Source organism: Pseudomonas sp. PDM01 (assembly GCF_014852325.1).
Taxonomy (GTDB): domain Bacteria; phylum Pseudomonadota; class Gammaproteobacteria; order Pseudomonadales; family Pseudomonadaceae; genus Aquipseudomonas; species Aquipseudomonas migulae.
The window spans coordinates 618788-639563 of sequence record NZ_JACVBK010000003.1 but is presented as its reverse complement, the minus strand read 5'-3'; the positions used below and the strand labels follow the sequence as shown (position 1 = coordinate 639563).

At 61.6% G+C, this 20776-nt stretch carries 14 protein-coding genes; 13 read left to right on the top strand and 1 reads right to left on the bottom strand.

Annotated elements, in window-relative coordinates:
• Window positions 1-7: 7 nt before the first annotated feature.
• Complete coding sequence (gene lapD, locus IB246_RS10740; protein WP_008039603.1) at window positions 8-1954, top strand: cyclic di-GMP receptor LapD; 1947 nt, start codon at window positions 8-10, stop codon at window positions 1952-1954.
• Between the two features lie 96 nt (window positions 1955-2050).
• Here lapD and IB246_RS10735 read toward each other — a convergent pair whose 3' ends face one another.
• Entirely contained in the window at window positions 2051-2416 is a 366-nt protein-coding gene (locus IB246_RS10735) for a hypothetical protein (protein WP_008039604.1), read from the bottom strand.
• A gap of 499 nt (window positions 2417-2915) precedes the next feature.
• On the opposite strand from IB246_RS10735, the gene bcsQ reads away from it, so the two are divergent.
• The 12 genes from bcsQ to IB246_RS10675 all read left to right on the top strand — a co-directional run bounded on the left by bcsQ (window position 2916) and on the right by IB246_RS10675 (window position 20768).
• Complete coding sequence (gene bcsQ, locus IB246_RS10730) at window positions 2916-4055, top strand: cellulose biosynthesis protein BcsQ (protein WP_032832499.1); 1140 nt, start codon at window positions 2916-2918, stop codon at window positions 4053-4055.
• A complete protein-coding gene (bcsA, locus tag IB246_RS10725; protein WP_008039607.1) occupies window positions 4052-6274 on the top strand; it encodes a UDP-forming cellulose synthase catalytic subunit in 2223 nt (740 codons plus the stop codon). The genes bcsQ and bcsA overlap by 4 nt, the downstream gene beginning before the upstream one ends.
• Window positions 6274-8547 carry a cellulose biosynthesis cyclic di-GMP-binding regulatory protein BcsB gene (gene bcsB / locus IB246_RS10720; RefSeq protein ID WP_008039609.1) on the top strand — a complete coding sequence of 758 codons (2274 nt, stop codon included), beginning with the start codon at window positions 6274-6276 and terminating at the stop codon, window positions 8545-8547. Before bcsA ends, bcsB begins: the two co-directional genes overlap by 1 nt.
• Window positions 8547-9782 carry a cellulose synthase complex periplasmic endoglucanase BcsZ gene (gene bcsZ, locus IB246_RS10715; protein ID WP_008039611.1) on the top strand — a complete coding sequence of 412 codons (1236 nt, stop codon included), beginning with the start codon at window positions 8547-8549 and terminating at the stop codon, window positions 9780-9782. The genes bcsB and bcsZ overlap by 1 nt, the downstream gene beginning before the upstream one ends.
• Window positions 9758-13735, top strand: coding sequence for a cellulose biosynthesis protein BcsC (locus tag IB246_RS10710; RefSeq protein WP_008039613.1), 3978 nt, complete (start codon window positions 9758-9760; stop codon window positions 13733-13735). Before bcsZ ends, IB246_RS10710 begins: the two co-directional genes overlap by 25 nt.
• 54 nt (window positions 13736-13789) lie before the next feature.
• A complete protein-coding gene (locus IB246_RS10705; protein ID WP_050562986.1) occupies window positions 13790-14413 on the top strand; it encodes an SGNH/GDSL hydrolase family protein in 624 nt (207 codons plus the stop codon).
• Window positions 14410-15078 carry an alginate O-acetyltransferase AlgF gene (locus tag IB246_RS10700; protein ID WP_008039616.1) on the top strand — a complete coding sequence of 223 codons (669 nt, stop codon included), beginning with the start codon at window positions 14410-14412 and terminating at the stop codon, window positions 15076-15078. The genes IB246_RS10705 and IB246_RS10700 overlap by 4 nt, the downstream gene beginning before the upstream one ends.
• Window positions 15079-15096: 18 nt before the next feature.
• Entirely contained in the window at window positions 15097-16512 is a 1416-nt protein-coding gene (locus tag IB246_RS10695) for an MBOAT family O-acyltransferase (RefSeq protein ID WP_008039617.1), read from the top strand.
• Between the two features lie 11 nt (window positions 16513-16523).
• A complete protein-coding gene (locus tag IB246_RS10690) occupies window positions 16524-17666 on the top strand; it encodes an alginate O-acetyltransferase AlgX-related protein (protein ID WP_032832501.1) in 1143 nt (380 codons plus the stop codon).
• Between the two features lie 304 nt (window positions 17667-17970).
• Window positions 17971-18858, top strand: coding sequence for a TauD/TfdA dioxygenase family protein (locus IB246_RS10685; RefSeq protein WP_008039620.1), 888 nt, complete (start codon window positions 17971-17973; stop codon window positions 18856-18858).
• Between the two features lie 18 nt (window positions 18859-18876).
• On the top strand, window positions 18877-19902 hold the full coding sequence (locus tag IB246_RS10680; protein ID WP_008039621.1) for an ABC transporter substrate-binding protein: 1026 nt from the start codon (window positions 18877-18879) through the stop codon (window positions 19900-19902).
• Window positions 19903-19907: 5 nt separating this feature from the next.
• Window positions 19908-20768 (top strand): ABC transporter ATP-binding protein, encoded by an 861-nt coding sequence (locus IB246_RS10675; protein WP_008039622.1) that lies wholly within the window; start codon window positions 19908-19910, stop codon window positions 20766-20768.
• Window positions 20769-20776 lie beyond the last annotated feature (8 nt).

The window sequence follows — 20776 nt, the reverse complement described above, 5'->3', positions numbered from 1 at the left end:
CGCTCAGATGTCTTTGTTCAAACAGCTATTGATCGCTATTTGTCTGTTCCTGGTGGTCGCCTTCACCGGCAGCTTCATGGTCAGCCTCGAGAGCTCGCGCACCCAGTACGTCAACCAGTTGCGCTCCCACGCCCAGGACGCCGCGACGGCGTTGGCACTGTCATTGACGCCGAACATCGATGACCCGGCGATGGTCGAGCTGCTGGTCAGCTCGATCTTCGACAGTGGTTATTACGCGAGCATCCGCGTGGTCGATCTGTCGAACGACAAGACGCTGGTCGAACGCAATGGCATCCCGGCGGTCACCAATGTGCCGGACTGGTTCATCAAACTGATCGGCCTGGAACCGGCGGGTGGCGATGCGATTGTCAGCCGTGGCTGGGAGCAGGCTGCGCGGGTCGAAGTGGTCAGCCATCCGATGTTCGCGCTGGCCAAGCTTTGGCAGAGCGCACTGGGCAGTCTCGGCTGGTTGCTGCTTTGCGGCGCGGTGAGTGCGGCGCTGGGGGCGTTGCTGTTGCGTCGGCAATTGAAACCGCTGGACTACATGGTCCAGCAATCCCACGCCATTGCCCGCCGCGAATTCCTCAGCCTGCCGGACCTGCCGCGCACACCTGAATTGCGCCGGGTGGTACAGGCCATGAACCAGATGGTCGAGAAGCTCAAGGCGTTGTTCCAGGAGCAGGCCGAACGCAGTGAAAAACTGCGCGCCGAGTCCTATCAGGACAACCTGACCGGGTTGGCCAACCGGCGCTATTTCGAGATGCAATTGAACGCGCGGGTGAGCAATCCGGAGCAGGCGAGTTCGGGTTATTTGCTGCTGCTACGGGTCAAGGACCTCGCCGGGCTGAATCAGCGCCTAGGTGGTCAACACACCGATGATTTGTTGATAGCGGTCGGCGAGCAACTGTCCCGCGAGTGCGCCAAATACCCCGAAACGCTGAACCTTGTCACGCGGATCCGTGGTGGTGAATTTGCCGTGCTGGCGCCGGGATTGCTGCGCGCAGAAGCGCTGCAACTGGCGCAAAACCTCGACAGCGCCTTGGTCACCCTGCATGCGACCGGCGCCACCGACGTGGCCGCCGTGGCTTTCATCGGGCTGGCGCCGTTTGTGTATGGCGACGCCCCGCAAGCGGTGCTCGGGCTGGCGGATCAGGCACTGGCGCAGGCTGAAGGCCAGGGCGATTCCCGGTGGGTGTGCCTGGACCGCGCAACGTCGGCCCCTGTCGGCGATGATCATCATGCCTGGCACAGCTTGCTCGATCTGGCGCTGAGTCAGCAGCGCTTCGAGCTGTATTTCCAGCCGGTGGTGGCCAGCCAGGACACGACGCTGGTGCTGCATTACAAAGTGCTTTCGCGCCTGATCGACGAGCAGGGCCAGGCGATCCCCGCCGGCCGGTTCTTGCCGTGGCTTGAGCGTTTCGGCTGGGCCGCGCGCCTGGACCGCCTGATGTTGGAGCGGGTGCTTGAGCAGATGGCCGACCATGAAGCGTCGTTGGCGCTGAACCTGTCCTCGGCGACGCTGGCCAATCCGCAGGCGCTGAGTCAACTCTTCGATATTTTGCGGGCGCATTCCGGTTTGGGGTCGCGGCTGACGCTGGAAATCGGTGAGGAACAACTGCCAGAGCAAGCTGAGCTGGAAGAGCTGACACGACGGCTACGTGAACTCGGCTTCTCGTTGAGCCTGCAACACTTTGGCGGGCGCTTCAGCATGATCGGCAACCTGGCACGGCTCGGGTTGGCGTATTTGAAGATCGACGGCGTTTACATCCGCGCGATTGATCAGGAGAGCGACAAGCGTTTGTTCATCGAGGCGATTCAGCGGGCGGCGCACAGCATCGACTTGCCGTTGATTGCCGAACGGGTCGAGACGGACGGGGAGCTGGCGGTGATCCGCGAGATGGGGATTTACGGTGTGCAGGGGCAGTTGTTTGGTGAGCCGAAGCCCTGGGAGTGATCAGATCTGAAGATCGCCATCGCGAACAACCCGGTAAACACTGTAGGAGCCGGCTTGCCGGCGATGGCGCCAGTACAGACAACGACAAAGGTTGGATCAGATCAACCCCGAATCATCCTCATCCACCAGATTACTCAACCCACCCAACGCTTCCCGGGCCTGTGACCGGTCCATCAGTTTGGCCTGTGCGGCGGCCGGCAGGTCGGTGACGCGGATCACGCCCTTATCGGTCAGCACCTGAATCAAGTCGTCGAGTACCCGGATCATGTCCAGGTCACTTTGCCTCAATTGCTTGAGTTGTTTGATTTGCTGAAGTTGCTTGTGGCTGGTCGCCATGACTTCGCTGGCAAACCAGGCTTGAAGATCGGGGTGGTCGGCCGGGAGTATTTCGGTCGACCCGGCATAGGCCTCGGCTTCCACGCGCATCAGTTGGCCGTCTGCATTGCGTTGCACGTAGAACATTGAGCATCCCCCATGAATGACCGGCATAGGTCTGTCAGCAGCATAGCCAACGGAGCGGTGCCTTGATGTCAGGCCGTGGCAAAACATGCTTATGAACTAAGTAACTAATTGATTTAAAAGATATATGCGAAACAACTAAACGGCTGTTCGTTAATTGCCTGGGTAAATGGTCCGCTTATTGCTCCGTTGTTACTCGTGTTCGTGATGTTGTCAGCGACTGAATGAGCCTGCCATTCGGCGCCAAAATGAGCGGTCGTTCAGGCTTGAGTGGATAATCGCGCGCCGTCCGGTCGAGCCGTTTTTTCGGTGAATGCATGCATAGATAAGCAGCCAAAAAAACAGCGCCAAGTCAAAAAAATGGCGATTAAAAAATAATTTTGATCGCGATTAAGTATTACGCTAGTGTAGTTCAAAATATTGACGATATCATTTTAGTGGCTCACCTCGACGGACCGTCACGAGCTTCGTGTTCTATCTCAGTAAGCGCCTCGGGCAGTCTATGAATCGTACAGACGATATATCGAACCTGTTCAACAGGTTCGGGGCAAGTGCGGACAGCTATCTCGAATTCGATAGCCATTTTGACTACAAAGAAAAGCCGTTGGCGCTGGTGCCGACTACGCCTGTGTCCGTGGTGATTGAAGCCCCTGAGGCCGCTGCCGAGGTGGTTGAAGCCGCACCGGTCGAGCGCGCGCTCCATGACGAGGCTGAACTGCCGCCCGTCAAAATCCCCCAGGTTGCTGCGCCGCTTCGCCATTTACTGGCCGAGGTCGCGCTGGCGCGTCAGGCAGAAGCGCAGGCACGCAACGAAGAGGCGCTGCGCCAGGTGCTGCCTCATGGCCGTCCGAGCAAAACCAAGGCGCATGTCATCGCGCTGATATCGGGCAAGGGCGGTGTTGGCAAAAGCACCCTGGCCTCGGCGCTGGCCACCCTGTTGCGGGTTGAGCACGGTCAGACGCTGGCCATCGACCTCGATCCGCAAAACGCCTTGCAGCATCACCTGGGTGCCGAGCCGGATGTGGCGGGCATGGCAAACGCCAGCCTGCAGGGTGAAAACTGGAATTCACTGCTGTTGGCCGGGCCGGCAGGCTCATTGTTGCTGCCTTATGGTGCGGTCACTGAAGATGAGCGCCGGACGCTGGAACGCTATCTGGAAAACGATCGATTCTGGTTGGCCCGTCAGCTGGAGAACATGGCGTTGGGCGAAAACGACGTGGTGATTCTCGACACACCACCGGGTCGTACGGCTTACCTGGACCAGGCCTTGATGGTGGCTGATCAGGTGCTGGTGGTGGTGACCGCCGACGCCGCGTGCTTCCTGACGCTGGACCCGATGCAGCGCTTACTCGACGAACGTAAGGCCCGGGGGCAGGCCCCGCAGTGCAATTACGTGATCAATCAGTTCGACGGCTCCCGAGCGTTTTGCCGGGATATGCAAGAGGTGCTCAAGCGCCGTCTCGGTAACGATCTGCTGGGGGCCGTGGCGCTGGATCACAGCATCGGCGAGGCGTTGGCGTACGGTCAAAACCCGTTGCTGGAACCGGGCTTTTCCCCAGCCTGCCGAGACATGCGAGTCCTGAGTGACACGCTCAAGGTGCAATTGAAATCGATGGATATCGCGGAGTCGTACGCTTCGTGATTACAGCCTCAGCTCCCGATACCGAAGCCCTGACGCGATCGCAGCGTTGGGCGCAGGCGCTGTCCGAACGCGTAGACAGTTTGCCCAAGGCATTGCGTCGAGCGTTGATCCTCGGCGTCACGCTGATGTGCGCGCTGATGGCTGTTTTTATCATCACAGTGCCGTTCGATCTGTATTCGCAGTGCCTCTTTGCGGCGGGTTGCTTCGCCACCGCGTTGGTACTGCGCAAGATTCCGGGGCGCCTGACGGTGATGGTGCTGATCGGTTTGTCACTGACGGCATCCCTGCGCTACCTGTACTGGCGGCTGACGTCCACCCTCGGTTTCGAAGGCTGGCTGGACATGCTGTTTGGCTACGGCCTGGTCATGGCCGAGCTGTACGCGATGATCGTGCTGGTGTTCGGTTACATCCAGACCGCCTGGCCGCTGCGCCGCAAACCGATATTGATGAGTGGCCCGCCCAGTGAATGGCCGACGGTCGATGTGTTCATCCCGTCGTACAACGAAACACTGGATATCGTCAAAGTCACGATCTTCGCCGCTCAGGCCATCGACTGGCCTCGCGACAAGCTGCGCGTGCACGTCCTCGATGACGGGCGCCGCGAAGACTTCCGCGAGTTCTGCGGGCAGATCGGCGTCAACTACATCGTTCGTGACAACAACCGCCACGCCAAGGCAGGCAACCTCAATGAAGCGTTGAAGGTCACCAGTGGCGAGTTCGTGGCGATTTTCGACGCCGACCACGTGCCCACGCGCTCTTTCCTGCAGGTGAGTATCGGCTGGTTCCTCAAGGATCCGAAGCTGGCGATGCTGCAAACGCCGCACTTCTTTTTCTCCCCTGACCCGTTCGAAAAAAACCTCGACACCTTCCGTTCCGTTCCGAACGAAGGTGAGCTTTTCTACGGCCTCGTACAGGACGGCAACGACCTGTGGAACGCGACGTTCTTCTGCGGTTCCTGTGCCGTCATCCGCCGTGAACCGTTGCTGGAAGTTGGTGGCGTGGCCGTCGAGACCGTGACCGAAGACGCCCACACGGCGCTCAAACTCAACCGTGCCGGCTACAACACCGCGTACCTGGCCATTCCTCAGGCGGCGGGCCTGGCGACGGAAAGCCTGTCGCGCCACATCAGCCAGCGGATTCGCTGGGCACGGGGCATGGCGCAGATTTTTCGCACCGATAACCCGCTGTTCGGCAAAGGCCTCAGCCTGGGCCAGCGTCTGTGCTACGTGAACGCGATGCTGCACTTTTTCTATGGTTTGCCGCGTCTGGCGTTCCTCACCGCGCCGCTGGCCTTTCTGATTTTCGACGCGCGGATCTACCACGCCTCGGCCTTGATGATTACCGCTTATGTGCTGCCGCACATCCTTCACGCCAGCCTGACCAACTCCAGTATTCAGGGGCGGTTCCGCCATTCGTTCTGGAACGAGGTCTACGAGACGGTACTGGCCTGGTACATCATGGGCCCGGTGCTGATGGCGCTGGTCAATCCCAAGTTCGGCGGCTTCAACGTGACCGACAAGGGCGGGATCATCGACAAGAAGTACTTCGAATGGAAGCTGGCGCGCCCCTACATCATCCTGCTGAGTTTGAACGTCGTCGGCATGATCATCGGTGTGGTGAAGCTGATGGAGGGCGCGGACGATGCGGCGACCACGATCCTGATCAACCTGGCCTGGACCGTTTACAACATCATCATCACCAGCGCCTCGGTGGCGGTGGCCAGTGAAACCCGGCAGATGCGTTCCGAGCCGCGGGTTGCGGCGGCGTTGCCGATGCGCCTGACCCGTGCCGACGGCAGTGTCATCGAAGGCACCACTCTCGATTTCTCGCAAAAAGGCCTGGGCTTCCGTTTGCCTGACGGGGTGACGGTTCCCCAGGGCGAGCGGGTGCAGATCTCGCTGTTTCGCAATCAACACCTGAGCGTGTTCCCGGCAGTGATTGTGTTCAGTCGCGGTACCGTTTTGGGCGCGCAGTTCGATCAGTTGACACTGCGCCAGCAAAGCGAACTGGTGCGCCTGACCTTCTCGCGCGCCGACACCTGGGCGTCGACCTGGGGCAGCGGTCAGGTCGACACGCCGTTGGTGGCGTTGCGTGACGTCAGTGCCATTGGCCTGCGCGGTATCTACGAACTCTTCAAGGCCACGGTCCTGGAAGCGCGGGCCTGGCTGCGCAACCGTCGTCCACCCCCACCCCTCTTAGAAAACGTTCTGGACAAGTGATGAACTCGAAGTCTTTCGCTGTCGGTAACCTGCGCGGCGTTCGCCGTGTTCTGGCTCGTGCGACCTGCACCTTGCTGGCGTTGGGGAGTGGTGTCGCGGCGTTCGCCGAAACGGCGCCGGTGACCAGTGCCACGGCAGGTGCCGGCAACTACAGCCTGACGCTCAAGCAGCTGGGCCGGAATTATCCGATGACCCTGCGCGGCGTCGAGTCCGCCGACAGCGTCAACTTCGACGTGCGCGCCGATGCGATCGTGACCGGCGCGCACCTGACGTTGCAATACACCTACTCCCCTGCGCTGTTGGCCGACCTTTCGCAGATCAACGTGATGGTCAACGATGAGGTGGCCGCCAGCCTGCCGTTGCCCAAGGAAAACGCCGGGGCGATGCAAAAACAGGTGGTGGAGATTCCCGCTCACCTGATCACCGAGTTCAACCGTTTGAGCCTGCAGTTCGTCGGCCACTATTCGATGAGTTGCGAAGACCCGCAGCACTCCAGCCTGTGGGCCAGGATCAGCAACAACAGTCAGCTCGACATCCAAGTGTCGCCACTGACCTTGCCGGACGATCTGGCGATCCTGCCACTGCCGTTTTTCGACCGTCGGGATGCGCGTCAGCTGAGCTTGCCGTTTGTGTTTGCCGCTGCACCCGACAACAACACCCTGGAAGCCGCCGGCGCACTGTCGTCGTGGTTCGGCGCCCAGGCCAGCTATCGCGGCGCGGTGTTTTCCTCGCGCTTCAACCAACTGCCGGCCAGCGGCAATGCCGTGGTGCTGCTCAGTGGTCCTGATGCACTGCAACTCGGAGGTTTGACGCTGCCGGCGGCGACAGGGCCGACCCTGACGCTGATGAGCAATCCCAACGATGCGAACGGCAAATTGCTGGTGATCACCGGTCGCGACGGGGCGGAACTCAAGCGCGCCGCGACGGCGTTGGTGCTGGGCAGTCAGGCGTTGTCGGGCAGCCGCGTGGTGATCGACCATCTCGACAACGTGCAGCCACGCAAGCCGTACGATGCACCGAACTGGTTGCCCACCGATCGTCCGGTCAAGCTGGGTGAGTTGATTGCGGCCAAGCAATTGAATGTCGCCGGCTACAACCCCGGCGAGATCACCGTGCCGCTGAATTTCCCGCCAGACCTGTTCACCTGGCGCGACGAAGGCGCACCGCTGGACCTCAAATACCGCTACACCCCGCAAGAGAAATCCTCCAACTCGTCGTTCATTGTCAGCTTCAACGACGGGCTGATTCAGTCTCGCAACCTGCCGTCCCAGGACAAACTCGACAGCGGTGTGCTCAGCGCGCTGAAGACCAACGACAGCCTGGCCCGCGAAGTTCGTGTGCGCCTGCCGTTGAACTCGGTCGCCCTGCAATCGCGTCTGCAACTGCGCTACATGTTCGATTACATCAAACAGGGCGAGTGCGGCGACATCATCATCGACAACATGCGCGGCAGCGTGGACCCGGAATCGACCCTGGACCTGCGCGGCTACGACCACTTCATGGCCATGCCCAACCTCGGCGTGTTCAAGGATGCAGGCTTCCCGTTCACCCGCCTTGCCGACCTGTCGCAAACCGCCGTGGTGCTGCCGGACAACGCCGGGGCTACTGACCTGGATGCCTACCTCACGGTGCTCGGACGGTTTGGTCAGTCCACCGGTTACCCGGCCACCGGTGTACAGGTGACGCAAGCGGCGCAGGTCGCTGCGGCTGCCGACAAGGATCTGCTGGTGTTGGCGTCCGGTGCCAACCAGCCGTTGCTGACCCAGTGGGCCGACCGTCTGCCGGCGGCGGGAAATGACGGCCAGCAACGTTTCGAACTGTCCGACTTGCCCATGCGCGTACGGGATTGGTTCAGCCCCGACCCGGATGCCAACCAGCGCAAGGCGCGGCTGGCCATGGCGTTTTCCGGTGGTCAGCGCAGCACGTACCTGACCGGTTTCGAGTCGCCGCTGAAGAGCGGTCGCAGCGTCGTGGTGATTGCCAGCGACCGGCCGGAAGGCCTCACCGAAGCGACCAAAGCCTTGGTCGGTGGCGAAGAGTACACCCAGTCGATCCAGGGCAGCCTGGTGGTGGTTCGCGGCAAATCCATCGAAGCGCTGGTGGCGGACGAGCAGTACTACGTCGGCGAACTCGGCCCCTTCAAGTACGTGCAATGGATGTTGTCGCGGCATGTGGGCTGGATGTTTGCGCTGACCGGGCTGGCCATCGTGCTGCTCAGTGGTCTGGCGTACGTGTCGTTGCGTGCCCGCGCCAAACGACGTCTTGACGTGTGATGAGCGTGCCCGCCTTCGCCCATAAACGCCCGTGCCGTGCCGCCGTGATCGCGCTGTCGACGCTGCTGCTGGCATGGCTGCTGCCCGCCACCGCCCAGGCGCAACGTTGCGAGGCATCGACCTGGCCGTTGTGGCAGACGTTCGTCGAGCACTTTGTGCAACCCGACGGGCGTGTGCTGGACGCCAGCACGCCGCAACGTCACAGCTCGTCTGAAGGTCAGTCGTACGCCATGTTCTTCGCCCTGGTGGCGAATGATCGGGTCACCTTCGACAAGCTGTGGCGCTGGAGTCAGGACAACCTCGCCCAAGGCGATATCAAGAACAATCTGCCGGGTTGGTTCTGGGGCCTGGACGAGCAGGGCCAATGGCGCCTGCTGGACAGCAATTCGGCGTCTGACGCCGATCTCTGGTTCGCCTACGCGTTGCTCGAAGCCGGAAGACTTTGGCAGAGCGACGCCTACACCCAGGCAGCGCGCCAGATCCTGCACAACGTTGTCACCCAGGAGGTCGAGGACCTGCCAGGGCTGGGCAAAATGCTGATGCCGGGAAAATTCGGATTTATCAAACCCGACCTCGACAAACCCGAGCTGTGGCAGCTCAACCCCAGCTATCTGCCGATTCCGGTGCTGCGCCGATTCGCCGACATCGATCGCAACGGACCGTGGGCGGAAATCGCCACGAACACCGCGACCCTGATCAAGGCCGTCAGCTACAAAGGCTTCGTTGCCGATTGGGTCAGTTATCGCCGCACCGGGCCGGGCAAGGGCGAGTTCATCGTCGACCCGGTCAAGGGTGAATTGGGCAGTTACGATGCGATCCGCACGTACCTGTGGGCGGGCGTAATGCCCGTCAAGGACCCGCTGCGCAAACCGCTGCTCGGCAGCCTGGGCGGCATGCTCGCCGCCACGCTCGCCGACGGTGTGCCGCCGGAGAAAGTCCAGGTGCTCAGCGGTCAGCGCAGCGGTGCCGGCCCGTTCGGTTTTTCCGCCGCGCTGCTGCCGTATTTCAAAGCGCTGGGCAATGCGTCGCTGCAACAGCAACAGGCCTTGCGCGTGCAGCAATTGATGGCCCAGACCCTGACCCCCGAAGCGGTCCAGGCAAAGCAGCCACCCTATTACTTTTTTGTACTGAGCCTGTTTTCGCTGGGCTACATGGACAACCGCTACCACTTCCTCGATCACGGGAAGTTGCAACCGATGTGGGAGAAGCAATGCCAGCGCGCCGTCACGCCATAGCCTTCGGGGTTTTCGCCGCCCTGATCCACAGCAGCAGCTTTGCCGAGCTCAATGGCGCCGGCAAGGCGCTGCTGCAACAGGGGCAATACTGGCAGGCACAAGGTGACCAGGTCCGGGCCACCGAAGCCTGGAAAAAACTGCTGCTGATCGATCCGCAGCAAGCCGATGCGATTTACGGTCTGGGCTTGCTGGAGCTCAAGGCCAACCGTCCTGCTGGCGCCAATCGCTACCTGGATCAGCTCAAGCAATCCCATCCCGGTGAATCGCAAACGTTGCTGCTGGAACAGGCCATCGCCTTGCAGAGCGGCAACAATCTCGATCAGTTGGAGCAGGCGCGCCTGCTGGCGACGGCGGGCGAACTGGACAAGGCCATGCCGATTTATCGGCAGATCTTCGCGGACAAGGCACCTCAAGGGGAGCTGGGCCTGGAGTTCTACAACTACCTCGGTTACTCGACCGGTGGCTGGACCGAGTCGCGCCAGGGCCTGGAGCGTTTGCTGCAACAGAGCCCGGACAACGCCAAGATCAAACTGGTGTTGGCCAAGCTGCTGCTGCGCAACGAGGCGACCCGTACCGACGGTATTCGTCGCTTGGGTCAGCTGTCGACCTTGCCCGAACTGGGCGGTGAGGCTACCGAGAGTTGGCGCGAGGGGCTGGTGTGGCTGGGTTCGCCACGAGCGGCGGAGATCCCGCTGTTCGAGGACTATCTCAAGGCCAATCCGGATGACGCCGAGATTCGCACGCAAATGAACAGCCGTGGCACGGCTGCCGTGGCTGCCCAGCAGAATCCGAACCTGGCACGCGGTTTCAAGGCGCTTCAGGACAACCAGCTGAATGTCGCCGAGCAAGCCTTTCTGGCACGACTCAAAGAACAAGCGCAGGACGCCGACGCGTTGGGCGGCCTGGGGATCGTTCGTCAGCGTCAGGGCCGCTTGAGCGACGCCAATGAATTGCTCAAGCGTGCCGCCGGCCGTGGCGGTAACCCGCGCTGGCAAGCGGCGCTGGAGAGCAATCGCTACTGGGATCTGCTGGGCCAGGCTGACAAGGCCAAATCCGACCATGACCTGGTGCGGGCGCGCAGCCTGTTGCAACAGGCCATCGCCAGTAAGCCGCGACAAGTCGAAGGCTATGTCGCTTTGGGTGGTGTGCAAGCGGAGCAGAACCAGTTGGACAATGCCGAGGCGAGCTATCGTCAGGCACTGACCCTGGACAATGACAACCCTGCGGCCCTGCTGGGGCTGATCACCGTGCTGGCGCAAAACGGTCAGGCCAGCCAAGGGTTGCGAATGATCGAAGGGCTGAACCCGGCCCAGCAAAAACGCCTTGGCGATTTGCGGCCATTGCGTGCCGCCGTCGCGGTCGGCCAGGCGAAAAATGCCGAGCGCAGCGGCGACCTCAACGGCGCGATTGCCGCGCAACAGGAAGCCGTGCGCAACGACCCGCAAAATGTCTGGACGCGCTATGACCTGGCGCGTCTGTATGTGCAAGCGAAGGTCCCGGACAAAGCCCGGCAGACCATGGCGGAGCTTCTTAAGGCCGATCCGCAGCGCGTTGATGCGCTGTACGTCAGCGCATTGCTGTCGAGCCAGTTGGGTGAATGGTCGAACGCGCAAAGCACGCTCGAGCGTATCCCGGTGAGCCAGCGCAGCACGGCGATGCAACAACTGGCCAACGAGGTTCAAGTGCAATCCTTGGCCAGCCAGGCCTCTACCCTGGCCAAACAAGGTGACCGCAGCCAGGCCATCACGTTGCTGCGTCGTGCCGAACTGGCCGCCAACGGCAAACCCGAATCATTGGGCATGCTGGCCTCGGCGTACGTCGATGCCGGTGATACCGAACACGCGTTGTCGATGCTGCGCAGCGCCATGGCACAAAGCAGCACACCGTCGGCGTCGCTGCGCCTGGCGTACGCCGGCGTGCTGCTGAAGACCGGTGACGACGTGCAGGTCAATCAGATCCTGCACGAGTTGCAGAGCCAGCCATTGGCGGCGGCGGATCAGCGCAGCTACGACCAACTGTTGTACCTCTACACCGTGCGTCAGGCCGATCTGTTGCGTGAGAAGGGCGACCTCGTGGCGGCCTACGACACGCTCGCGCCGGCCCTGGCTCAGCGTCCAAATGACCCCTTGGCGGTTGGCGCGCTGGCGCGCATGTACCTGGCCAACAACAACGCCAAAAAAGCCATCGAGCTGTATCAACCGCTGCTCGACCAGGCGCCGAACGATCCGCAGCTGCAGATCGGCATGGCCCAGGCCTTGAATCAGTCCGGCGATTATCGCGGCGCCGAGAAAGCCATGGACAAGGCGCTGGAACTGGCGCCGAACGATGCGCCGATCCTCGCCACCGCCGCCAGTCTGTATCGTGCCCAAGGCAAGAACGCCAAGGCCGCGCAGCTGTATGCGCGCGCCCTGGCGCTGCAAGCGCCGAGCAAGGAAGACGCCAATCCGTTTGCCGGGACCGTGGCTGCCAACCCGTTTGTGGGCAAGGCCGGCCAACGCAGTCAATCGCGGCTGGCCGAGGCTACGCTGTCGCAAATTCCGGCGCCCGCGCAGGTGCAAGTTGCGCAGGCGGCGGATGAGGCCGAGCCGGCCCTATCCAATGCCCTGGCAAGCAATGGCAGCGCTGGCGCTTACGCTGTGCAACCCGCGCGGGCCCCGGCCAAGCCGGCAGACCCGCAGGCAGAAGCCCGCCAGGCGATGCAAAGTGCGCTGGACCAGATTGATCAGGAACGCAGCCCGCGTGTCACTCAAGGCGTGACCATCCGCAGCAATGACAGCGAGTCGGGCCTGAGCAAAATCACCGACGTCGAAACGCCGCTGGAAATCAGTGTGCCGCTGGGTGATGACCGTCTGGCGCTGCGCGTTACGCCGGTGTCGCTGAACGCCGGTGGCATCAGTGATCCTGCCAAGTCGCGCTTCGGTGGTTTCAATGAGCAGCAGATGGCCGCGTTGCAAGCCCAGTTGGCGAACAACACGGACCCGGTCCAGACCGATTTTCTGCGTAATCAGATCAGCGGCCCGATCGGACGTCAGAAGGACACGGGTGTCGGCCTGGCCGTGGCTTACGAGAACCCGTCGCTGGGGCTGAAAACCGATCTGGGCGCAAGCCCCATGGGTTTCCTCTACAGCACCGTGGTCGGTGGTATCAGCATTGATCGCTCGTTCACCGAAGGCAGCGATTTCCGCTACGGCCTGAGCCTGTCGCGGCGCCCGGTGACCGACAGCCTGGTGTCTTTCGCCGGTGCGCGAGACGCCCGCAGTGGCCTGGAATGGGGCGGCGTCACCGCCAATGGCGGGCGTTTGCAGCTCAGCTATGACAATGGCGATTACGGCGTCTATGGCTACGGTGGCCTGCACAAACTGGTGGGCAACCACGTCGAATCCAACAGCCGTGCCGAGGCTGGCACCGGTGTCTATTGGTACTTGCTCAATGACGACAGCCGTCAGCTGACCGCCGGCCTGAGCCTCACCGGCATCAGCTACGACAAGAACCAGGGCAACTTCACCTATGGCAACGGCGGTTACTTCAGCCCGCAAAACTTCTTTTCCATCGGCGTGCCGATTGGCTGGTCGCAACGCACCGATCGCTTGAGTTACTCGATCAAGGGCTCGGTCGGCGTACAGCACATCGAGCAGGATGCGACGCCGTACTTCCCGAACGACAACGACATGCAGAGCGTGCTGAGTCAGGTCTCGCAGCAGTACGCCGCGGCCGGGATCATTGTGCCGACCCAGTACTCGGGACAGAACAAGACAGGCGTCGGTTACAACCTGAATGCGGCCGCCGAGTACCGTTTTGGCGACAACGTCTTCCTGGGCGGCAGCTTCGGCCTGGACAACGCCCGGGACTACAAGCAATTCACCGGTGGTTTGTACCTGCGGTACATGTTTGAAGACTTCACCGGTCGCATGGCGATGCCGGTCAGCCCTTACCGTTCCCCTTATTCGAATTAAGCAGCAGGAGTTTGCACCGTGGCAGTATCGATTCTGGCAGGCATGACCATTTTGATGATTGGCGACAGCCACCTGGCAACGCCTGACTATCTGATTTCCTCCCTGCACGACAGCCTGGTTGCCCAGGGTGCGACCGTGCATACCTTGGGTATTTGCGGCGCCAACGCCGGTGACTGGCTCAAAGCCACGCCGGGCACCTGCGGTGGTGCCGAGCGCCGTGGCACGGAAAAAACCGTGGTGCTGGGCGGCAAAGCAGCGACCTTGCCGATCAGCCAATTGCTGGCCACCGACAAACCGGACCTGGTGCTGATTGTCATGGGCGATACCATGGCCAGCTACACCAAACCGGCATTCCCCAAAGCCTGGCTGTGGCAGCAGACCACTGCACTGACCAAGGAAATCTCGGCCAACGGCACCCGTTGCGCGTGGGTCGGCCCGAACTGGGGCACCGAAGGCGGCAAGTACGGCAAGACGTTTGCCCGGGTCGAGATGACCTCCAAGTTCCTCGCCGCCAACGTGGCGCCGTGCAGCTACATCGACTCGCTGCAGTTCTCCAAGCCGGGCCAATGGGCCACGGTGGACGGTCAGCATTTGACCGCGCCGGGCTACAAAACCTGGAGTGCTGACATCAGCAAGGCTCTGCTGGAAGCCCCGGCCGTCAAGGAAGCCAAGAAATGATCAAGCTGTTCGCGGCGCTCGCGGCCGTCCCGGTGTTGTCGATCACTACGCTGGCCCACGCCGAAGTGGCGTTGTACCCCACCGGCCCGGCCGAAGATTCGGCGTTCATCCGCTTCGTCAACACCGGCATCGCGCCGCTGGACGTGATCGCTCAGGCCGGCCAACCGCCGCTGCGTCTTGAAGTGGCCGCACCGGTATCGTTGTTTTTCCCGGTGCAGGCCAGCAGTCCGATCAAGGGCAGCCTGGTCAGCGGTGCGCAAAAACTGGCCATGGATTTGAAAGTCGAACCCGGTGAATTCGCGACCGTACTGGTGTTGCCGGACGGCACTGGCATCAAGCAAGTGGCCGTGCGCGAGCAGCCGGATGACTTCAACGGCCTGAAAGCATCGCTGGCGTTCTTCAACGTCGACGCTTCGTGCGCCGACGCCAGTCTGCGTCCTGCCGGGCGTACCGCCGACCTGTTCAAAGCGGTGCCGGTCGACAGCTTGCAACGTCGCTCGATCAACCCGGTGAGCCTGTCGGTGCAACTGGTGTGCGCCAACGCCAACGTCGGCGGGCCGCTGGATCTGGGGGAACTCAAAGCGGGTGAGCGCTACAGCGTGCTGCTGGTGCCGTCGGCCGCAGGACCGCGTCTGTTGAACGCCACGGACTCGTTGTCCCACTGATCGGATCTCTGCGCCGCCATGGTCTTCGCCTCATTAGAGTTCCTGACATTGTTTTTGCCAGCGTTTCTGCTGGTCTACGCATTGGGCCGACCGGCCTGGCGCAATGTCATCCTGTTGCTCGGCAGTTGGCTGTTCTACGGCTGGCTGAGCCCGTTGTTCCTGACGCTGCACATCGTGCTGACGATTGTGGCGTGGGTGGGCGGCCTGCTGGTGGCCCGCGCACCGGACGGCTCCCGTGGGCGAGTGCGGCTGTTGATCGCGTTGATCGTGTTCAACACGGCGGTGTTGTGCTGGTACAAATACGCCAACATCCTCGCCGGGACCTGGAGTGAACTGATCACGTATTACGGGGCGATGCCGCTGGAATGGCAGCGGGTGGCGCTGCCGGCGGGCCTGTCGTTCATCGTGCTGCAGGCGATTTCCTATCTGGTGGATGTGCATCGGCATACCGTGCCGGTGGAGCGCAGTTTCATCAATTACGCCACGTACATTTCCATGTTCGGCCACTCCATTGCCGGCCCGATCATTCGTTATGACTGGGTGCGCCGAGAGCTGACGCAGCGGTATTTCAGCTGGCAGAATTTCTCCCTCGGTGCGCGTCGATTCATGATCGGCATGTGCATGAAAGTGCTGGTGGCCGACACGTTGTCGCCGCTGGTGGATGTCGCGTTCCACCTGGAAAACCCTTCCTTTGTCGACGCCTGGATTGGCTGCCTGGCCTACTCCCTGCAACTGTTTTTCGACTTCGCCGGCTACAGTGCCATGGCCATCGGCCTGGGCCTGATGCTGGGCTTTCACTTTCCGGAAAACTTCAACCGGCCGTACCTGGCCAGCAGCATCCAGGACTTCTGGCGGCGCTGGCATTTGTCGCTGTCGAGTTGGCTGCGCGATTACCTGTACATCGCACTTGGCGGCAACCGCAACGTTGCGTGGAAGACTTATCGCAACCTGTTCCTGACCATGGCCATCGCCGGTTTGTGGCACGGCGGCGACAGCTGGAATTACCTGTTGTGGGGTTCGGCGCACGGGGTCGCATTGTGCGTTGATCGCCTCTGGTCCCGTTCCCGTTTGCCAAACATTCCACCATTGCTCTCGCACAGCCTGACGCTGTTGTTCGTGTTCCTCGCGTGGACGCTGTTCCGCGCGCCGGATTTCCATTCGGCGATGACAATGTATGCCGGGCAGTTTGGCCTGCATGGCTTTGCGTTGGGCGATGCGCTGGCGGTGACCCTGCGCCCGGTGCATGGGCTGGCAGCGTTGCTCGGCGTGGTGTGCATCCTCGCGCCGCTTTTGCAACGCCGTGTCGAGCAGCGGTTCGCCCGTCACGCCTTATTCGTTCCGGTCACGGCTCTGTGGCCGGTGGCGGGGTTCCTGCTTTCGTTTGCGTTGATCGCGAGCCGTGAAGCCGTACCCTTTCTGTACTTTCAGTTCTGATGACCGCGCCCATGACTTCTTCGTCTCCCGCACCGGCTCAACCCTGCGAACGTACCGCCCGCATCAGCAAGCTGTCGGGCGTCGTGTTCGTGGCTTTTCTGGCGCTGGGTTTCGCCTCTTGCGCCTGGCTGCTGGCGAGCGGCAAAGTCGAGTTCGTGCCGCCCAAGCTCACGCGTCAGGCCGCACTGGAAGGCGACATCACTCACAAGATCGCCAAGCAGTTGTCGCAGGCGTCGGTGCCTGAGCAGGCGGCGAATCTGGAGCGCGGCGCAAGCTGGCTGGCGCTGCACGATACCGGTCCGCGGGTGCGCTCGGGATGTGCTGGCTGGTTGTTCCTGACCGATGAGATGCGCATCAACCGTCACGCCCACGCCAATGCCGACACCAAGGCCGGCGTGGTGCGTGAACTTCAGCAACGCCTGGCCAAACGCGGCGTCACGTTGCTGGTGGCGGTGGTGCCGGACAAGAGCCGTATCGCCCAGACGCAATTGTGCGACCTGCGTCGCCCGGCGATGTTGCAGGACCGCGCTGCAACGTGGGTCGAGGGGCTGAACAAGGCCGGTGTCGCTGCTGTGGACCTGGCGCCGAGCCTGCAACCGTTGGGCGCTGACGCGTATCTGCGCACGGACACCCACTGGAGCGAAACAGGCGCCGCCGCCGCGGCCAAAGCCGTGGCCGCGCAGGTGCAGCGCATGGGCATCAGCGCCACGCCGCACAAAGATTTCGAGGCGCAGCTGCAAGAACCGGCACGCCGTCCGGGCGACCTGGTCAGGCTTGCCGGTCTGGAATGGCTGCCGGTGACCCTGCAACCAGCACCGGAAACCGTGGCGGCCACCCGGATCAGCGAGAAAGCGGCCGCAGCGCAAAGTGGCGGCGATAACCTCGACGACCTGTTTGGCGATGACAACCTGCCGAACGTGGCGCTGATCGGAACCTCGTTCTCGCGCAACTCCAACTTCGCGGGATTCCTGCAGCAGGCGCTGGGTGCGCCGATCGGCAATTTCGCCAAGGACGGCGGCGAGTTTTCCGGTGGCGCCAACGGCTACTTCAACAACCCGGCGTTCAAACAGACGCCGCCCAAGCTGATCATCTGGGAAATCCCCGAGCGGGATTTGCAGACGCCCTACAGTGAAGTGATTGATTGGGCAAAGTGAGGTGGGGCTGATGGCCTCTTCGCGAGCAAGCCCGCTCCCACAGTTAACCGAGTAGTCCTGACGGACACGGTCAAGGTGGGAGCGGGCTTGCTCGCGAAGGCTGCCTGACAGACAACACAATTCAAAAGCCATATCGTTATTCGCTAACGGTATTTAAATTTCAATTCTTATATCTATAAAGTCACTCCCCTGCGTACCTGCCGACCAATCGGCGCGCCGCACGAAACGAACCAACACGGGACCTCCGTGAGTTTCTGATCGACGCGCGCGCCTTTGAGCGTGCCGTGCGTGGGAGTGATTTTTTATGCCAGCCGTCTCTGCATCACCTGCAATCGCACCGCAAACCTTCGAGATTCGCCCGTTCAGCGGTGCCGTCGGAGCCGAAATCATCGGCCTGGACCTGTCCCGCCCGATCAATGATCAGGACTTCGCCCGCATCCATCGCGCGCACCTGGATCATCACGTCGTGGTGTTCCGCGACCAACGCATTACCCCCGAACAGCACATCGACTTCAGCCGCCGTTTTGGCGTGTTGCAGATCCACGTGCTCAAGCAGTTCTTGCTGACCGGGCACCCGGAAATCCTCATCGTTTCCAACATCATCGAAAACGGCCAATCCATCGGCCTCGGTGACGCCGGCAAGTTCTGGCACTCCGACCTGTCCTATAAAGAATTGCCGAGCCTGGGCTCGATGCTGCACGCCCAGGAATTGCCGTCCGAGGGCGGCGACACCTTGTTCGCCGACATGCACAAAGCCTGGGACAACCTGCCTGAAGCGTTGCGCAAAGCGGTCGAAGGTCGCTCGGCGGCGCACTCGTACACGGCGCGCTACAGCGAGACCAAATTCGAAGGCAACTGGCGTCCGACCCTGACGCCGGAGCAACTGGCCCAGGTTGCCGAAGTCGTCCACCCCATCGTGCGCACGCACCCGGAAAACGGTCGCAAGGCGTTGTTCGTCAGCGAGGGTTTCACCACTCGCATCGTTGGTTTGCCGGACGACGAGAGCAAGCAACTGCTCGACGAGCTCTACGCCCACAGCGTGCTGCCGCACAACATCTACCGCCATCAATGGCAGCCCCATGACCTGGTGTTCTGGGACAACCGTTCGCTGATCCACCTCGCCGCCGGATGCCCCAGCCATCTGCGCCGCAAGTTGTATCGCACCACCATTCAGGGCGACGCGCCTTTCTGATTTGTCGGAGATTGAATCATGTCCAAACGTCTTCCCTTTGCACCGTTGGCTGCGGCCATCGGCCTGGGTTTCAGCCTGATCGCCGGCAGCCTGGTGGCGCCGACTGTGGCTCACGCCGAAGGTGAAATCCGCATCGCCGAACAGTTCGGCATCGTTTACCTGTTGCTCAACGTGGTGCGCGATCAGAACCTGATCGAAAAGTACGGCAAGCAGGAAGGCATCGACATCAAGGTCGACTGGACTCAACTGTCCGGCGGCGCGGCGGTCAACGATGCGTTGCTTTCCGGTTCGATTGATATCGCCGGTGCCGGCGTCGGTCCGCTGCTGACCATCTGGGACCGCACCCACGGCAAGCAGAACGTCAAAGCCGTGGCTTCTCTCGGCAACTTCCCGTACTACCTGGTGAGCAACAATCCGAAGGTCAAAACCATCGCCGACTTCACCGAGCAGGACCGCATCGCGGTGCCGGCCGTGGGCGTGTCGGTGCAGTCGCGCTTCCTGCAATACGCCGCCGCCAAGCAATGGGGCGACAAGGAATTCAATCGCCTCGACAAGTACACCATCGCCGTTCCGCACCCGGACGCCACGGCCGCGCTGATTGCCGGCGGCACCGAGTTGACCGGGCATTTCTCCAACCCGCCATTCCAGGATCAGGCGCTGGCCAACCCCAACGTCCATGTGGTGTTGAACACCTATGACCTGCTCGGCCCGAACTCGCCGACGGTGCTGTTCGCCACCGAGAAATTCCGCAACGAGAACCCGAAAACCTATAAGGCGTTCGTCGAGGCGCTGACCGAAGCGGCGCAATTTGCCCAGAACGATAAAGGCGCCGCCGCCGATACCTACATTCGCGTGACCAAGGCGAAAATCGATCGCGCCGCGCTGCTGAAAATCATCGATAACCCGCAGTTCGAATTCAGTGTCACGCCGAAAAATACCTACCCACTGGCCGAGTTCCTCTACCGCGTCGGCGCGATTAAAAACAAACCGGACTCATGGAAGGATTACTTCTTCCAGGACACCAAACCGCTGCAAGGGAGCTGACCGACATGAACGCCCCTTTGCAAGGCCACACGGTCAGCAAACCGAACGTCGCAGCCCAGGCGCTGCTGTCGGTCGACAACGTCAGCCTCGAATACCGCACGCCGCAGCGTGTGGTTCGAGCGACCCACCAAGTCAGTTTTGAAATCGACCCGGAGGACCGCTTTGTGCTGCTCGGTCCTTCCGGTTGCGGCAAATCCACATTGCTCAAGGCAGTTGCCGGGTTCATCCAGCCCGTTGAAGGCGAGATTCGTCTGCAAGGGCAAACCGTCCATGCACCGGGGCCCGACCGGATCGTGGTGTTCCAGGAATTCGATCAGCTGCCGCCATGGAAAACCGTCAAACAGAACGTGATGTTTCCGCTGCTGGCGTCGAAAACCCTCAAGCGCCAAGAAGCCGAAGAACGGGCGCTGCACTATCTGGACAAGGTCGGACTGGCGGCATTTGCCGATGCCTATCCGCACACTTTGTCTGGCGGCATGAAGGCACGCGTTGCCATCGCGCGGGCATTGGCGATGCAGCCGAAAATCCTCCTGATGGACGAACCCTTCGCCGCCCTCGACGCCCTTACACGCCGCAAGATGCAGGAAGAATTGTTGCTGCTGTGGGAAGAGGTGCGGTTCACGTTGCTGTTCGTCACGCACTCCATCGAAGAAGCGCTGGTGGTGGGCAATCGCATCCTGCTGCTGTCGCCGCATCCCGGTCGGGTACGGGCGGAAGTCCACAGCCATCAATATGATTTGCACAGTCTCGGCGGCGTGGCGTTTCAGGAGTCGGCGCGGCGGATTCATCGGTTGTTGTTCGATGAAGGCCAGTCACCGGAAACCGAGCGCGAGCTGGATTTTTCCGACATTCGCATCGCTTACTGAGCCATTGA

Excerpts from the sequence above, each read along its gene's own strand:
- lapD (WP_008039603.1), top strand. The coding sequence starts at position 8 with ATGTCTTTGTTCAAACAGCTATTGATCGCTATTTGTCTGTTCCTGGTG.
- IB246_RS10735 (WP_008039604.1), bottom strand. The coding sequence starts at position 2,416 with ATGTTCTACGTGCAACGCAATGCAGACGGCCAACTGATGCGCGTGGAA.
- bcsQ (WP_032832499.1), top strand. The coding sequence starts at position 2,916 with ATGAATCGTACAGACGATATATCGAACCTGTTCAACAGGTTCGGGGCA.
- bcsB (WP_008039609.1), top strand. The coding sequence starts at position 6,274 with ATGAACTCGAAGTCTTTCGCTGTCGGTAACCTGCGCGGCGTTCGCCGT.
- bcsZ (WP_008039611.1), top strand. The coding sequence starts at position 8,547 with ATGAGCGTGCCCGCCTTCGCCCATAAACGCCCGTGCCGTGCCGCCGTG.
- IB246_RS10710 (WP_008039613.1), top strand. The coding sequence starts at position 9,758 with ATGCCAGCGCGCCGTCACGCCATAGCCTTCGGGGTTTTCGCCGCCCTG.
- IB246_RS10705 (WP_050562986.1), top strand. The coding sequence starts at position 13,790 with ATGATTGGCGACAGCCACCTGGCAACGCCTGACTATCTGATTTCCTCC.
- IB246_RS10700 (WP_008039616.1), top strand. The coding sequence starts at position 14,410 with ATGATCAAGCTGTTCGCGGCGCTCGCGGCCGTCCCGGTGTTGTCGATC.
- IB246_RS10695 (WP_008039617.1), top strand. The coding sequence starts at position 15,097 with ATGGTCTTCGCCTCATTAGAGTTCCTGACATTGTTTTTGCCAGCGTTT.
- IB246_RS10690 (WP_032832501.1), top strand. The coding sequence starts at position 16,524 with ATGACTTCTTCGTCTCCCGCACCGGCTCAACCCTGCGAACGTACCGCC.
- IB246_RS10685 (WP_008039620.1), top strand. The coding sequence starts at position 17,971 with ATGCCAGCCGTCTCTGCATCACCTGCAATCGCACCGCAAACCTTCGAG.
- IB246_RS10680 (WP_008039621.1), top strand. The coding sequence starts at position 18,877 with ATGTCCAAACGTCTTCCCTTTGCACCGTTGGCTGCGGCCATCGGCCTG.
- IB246_RS10675 (WP_008039622.1), top strand. The coding sequence starts at position 19,908 with ATGAACGCCCCTTTGCAAGGCCACACGGTCAGCAAACCGAACGTCGCA.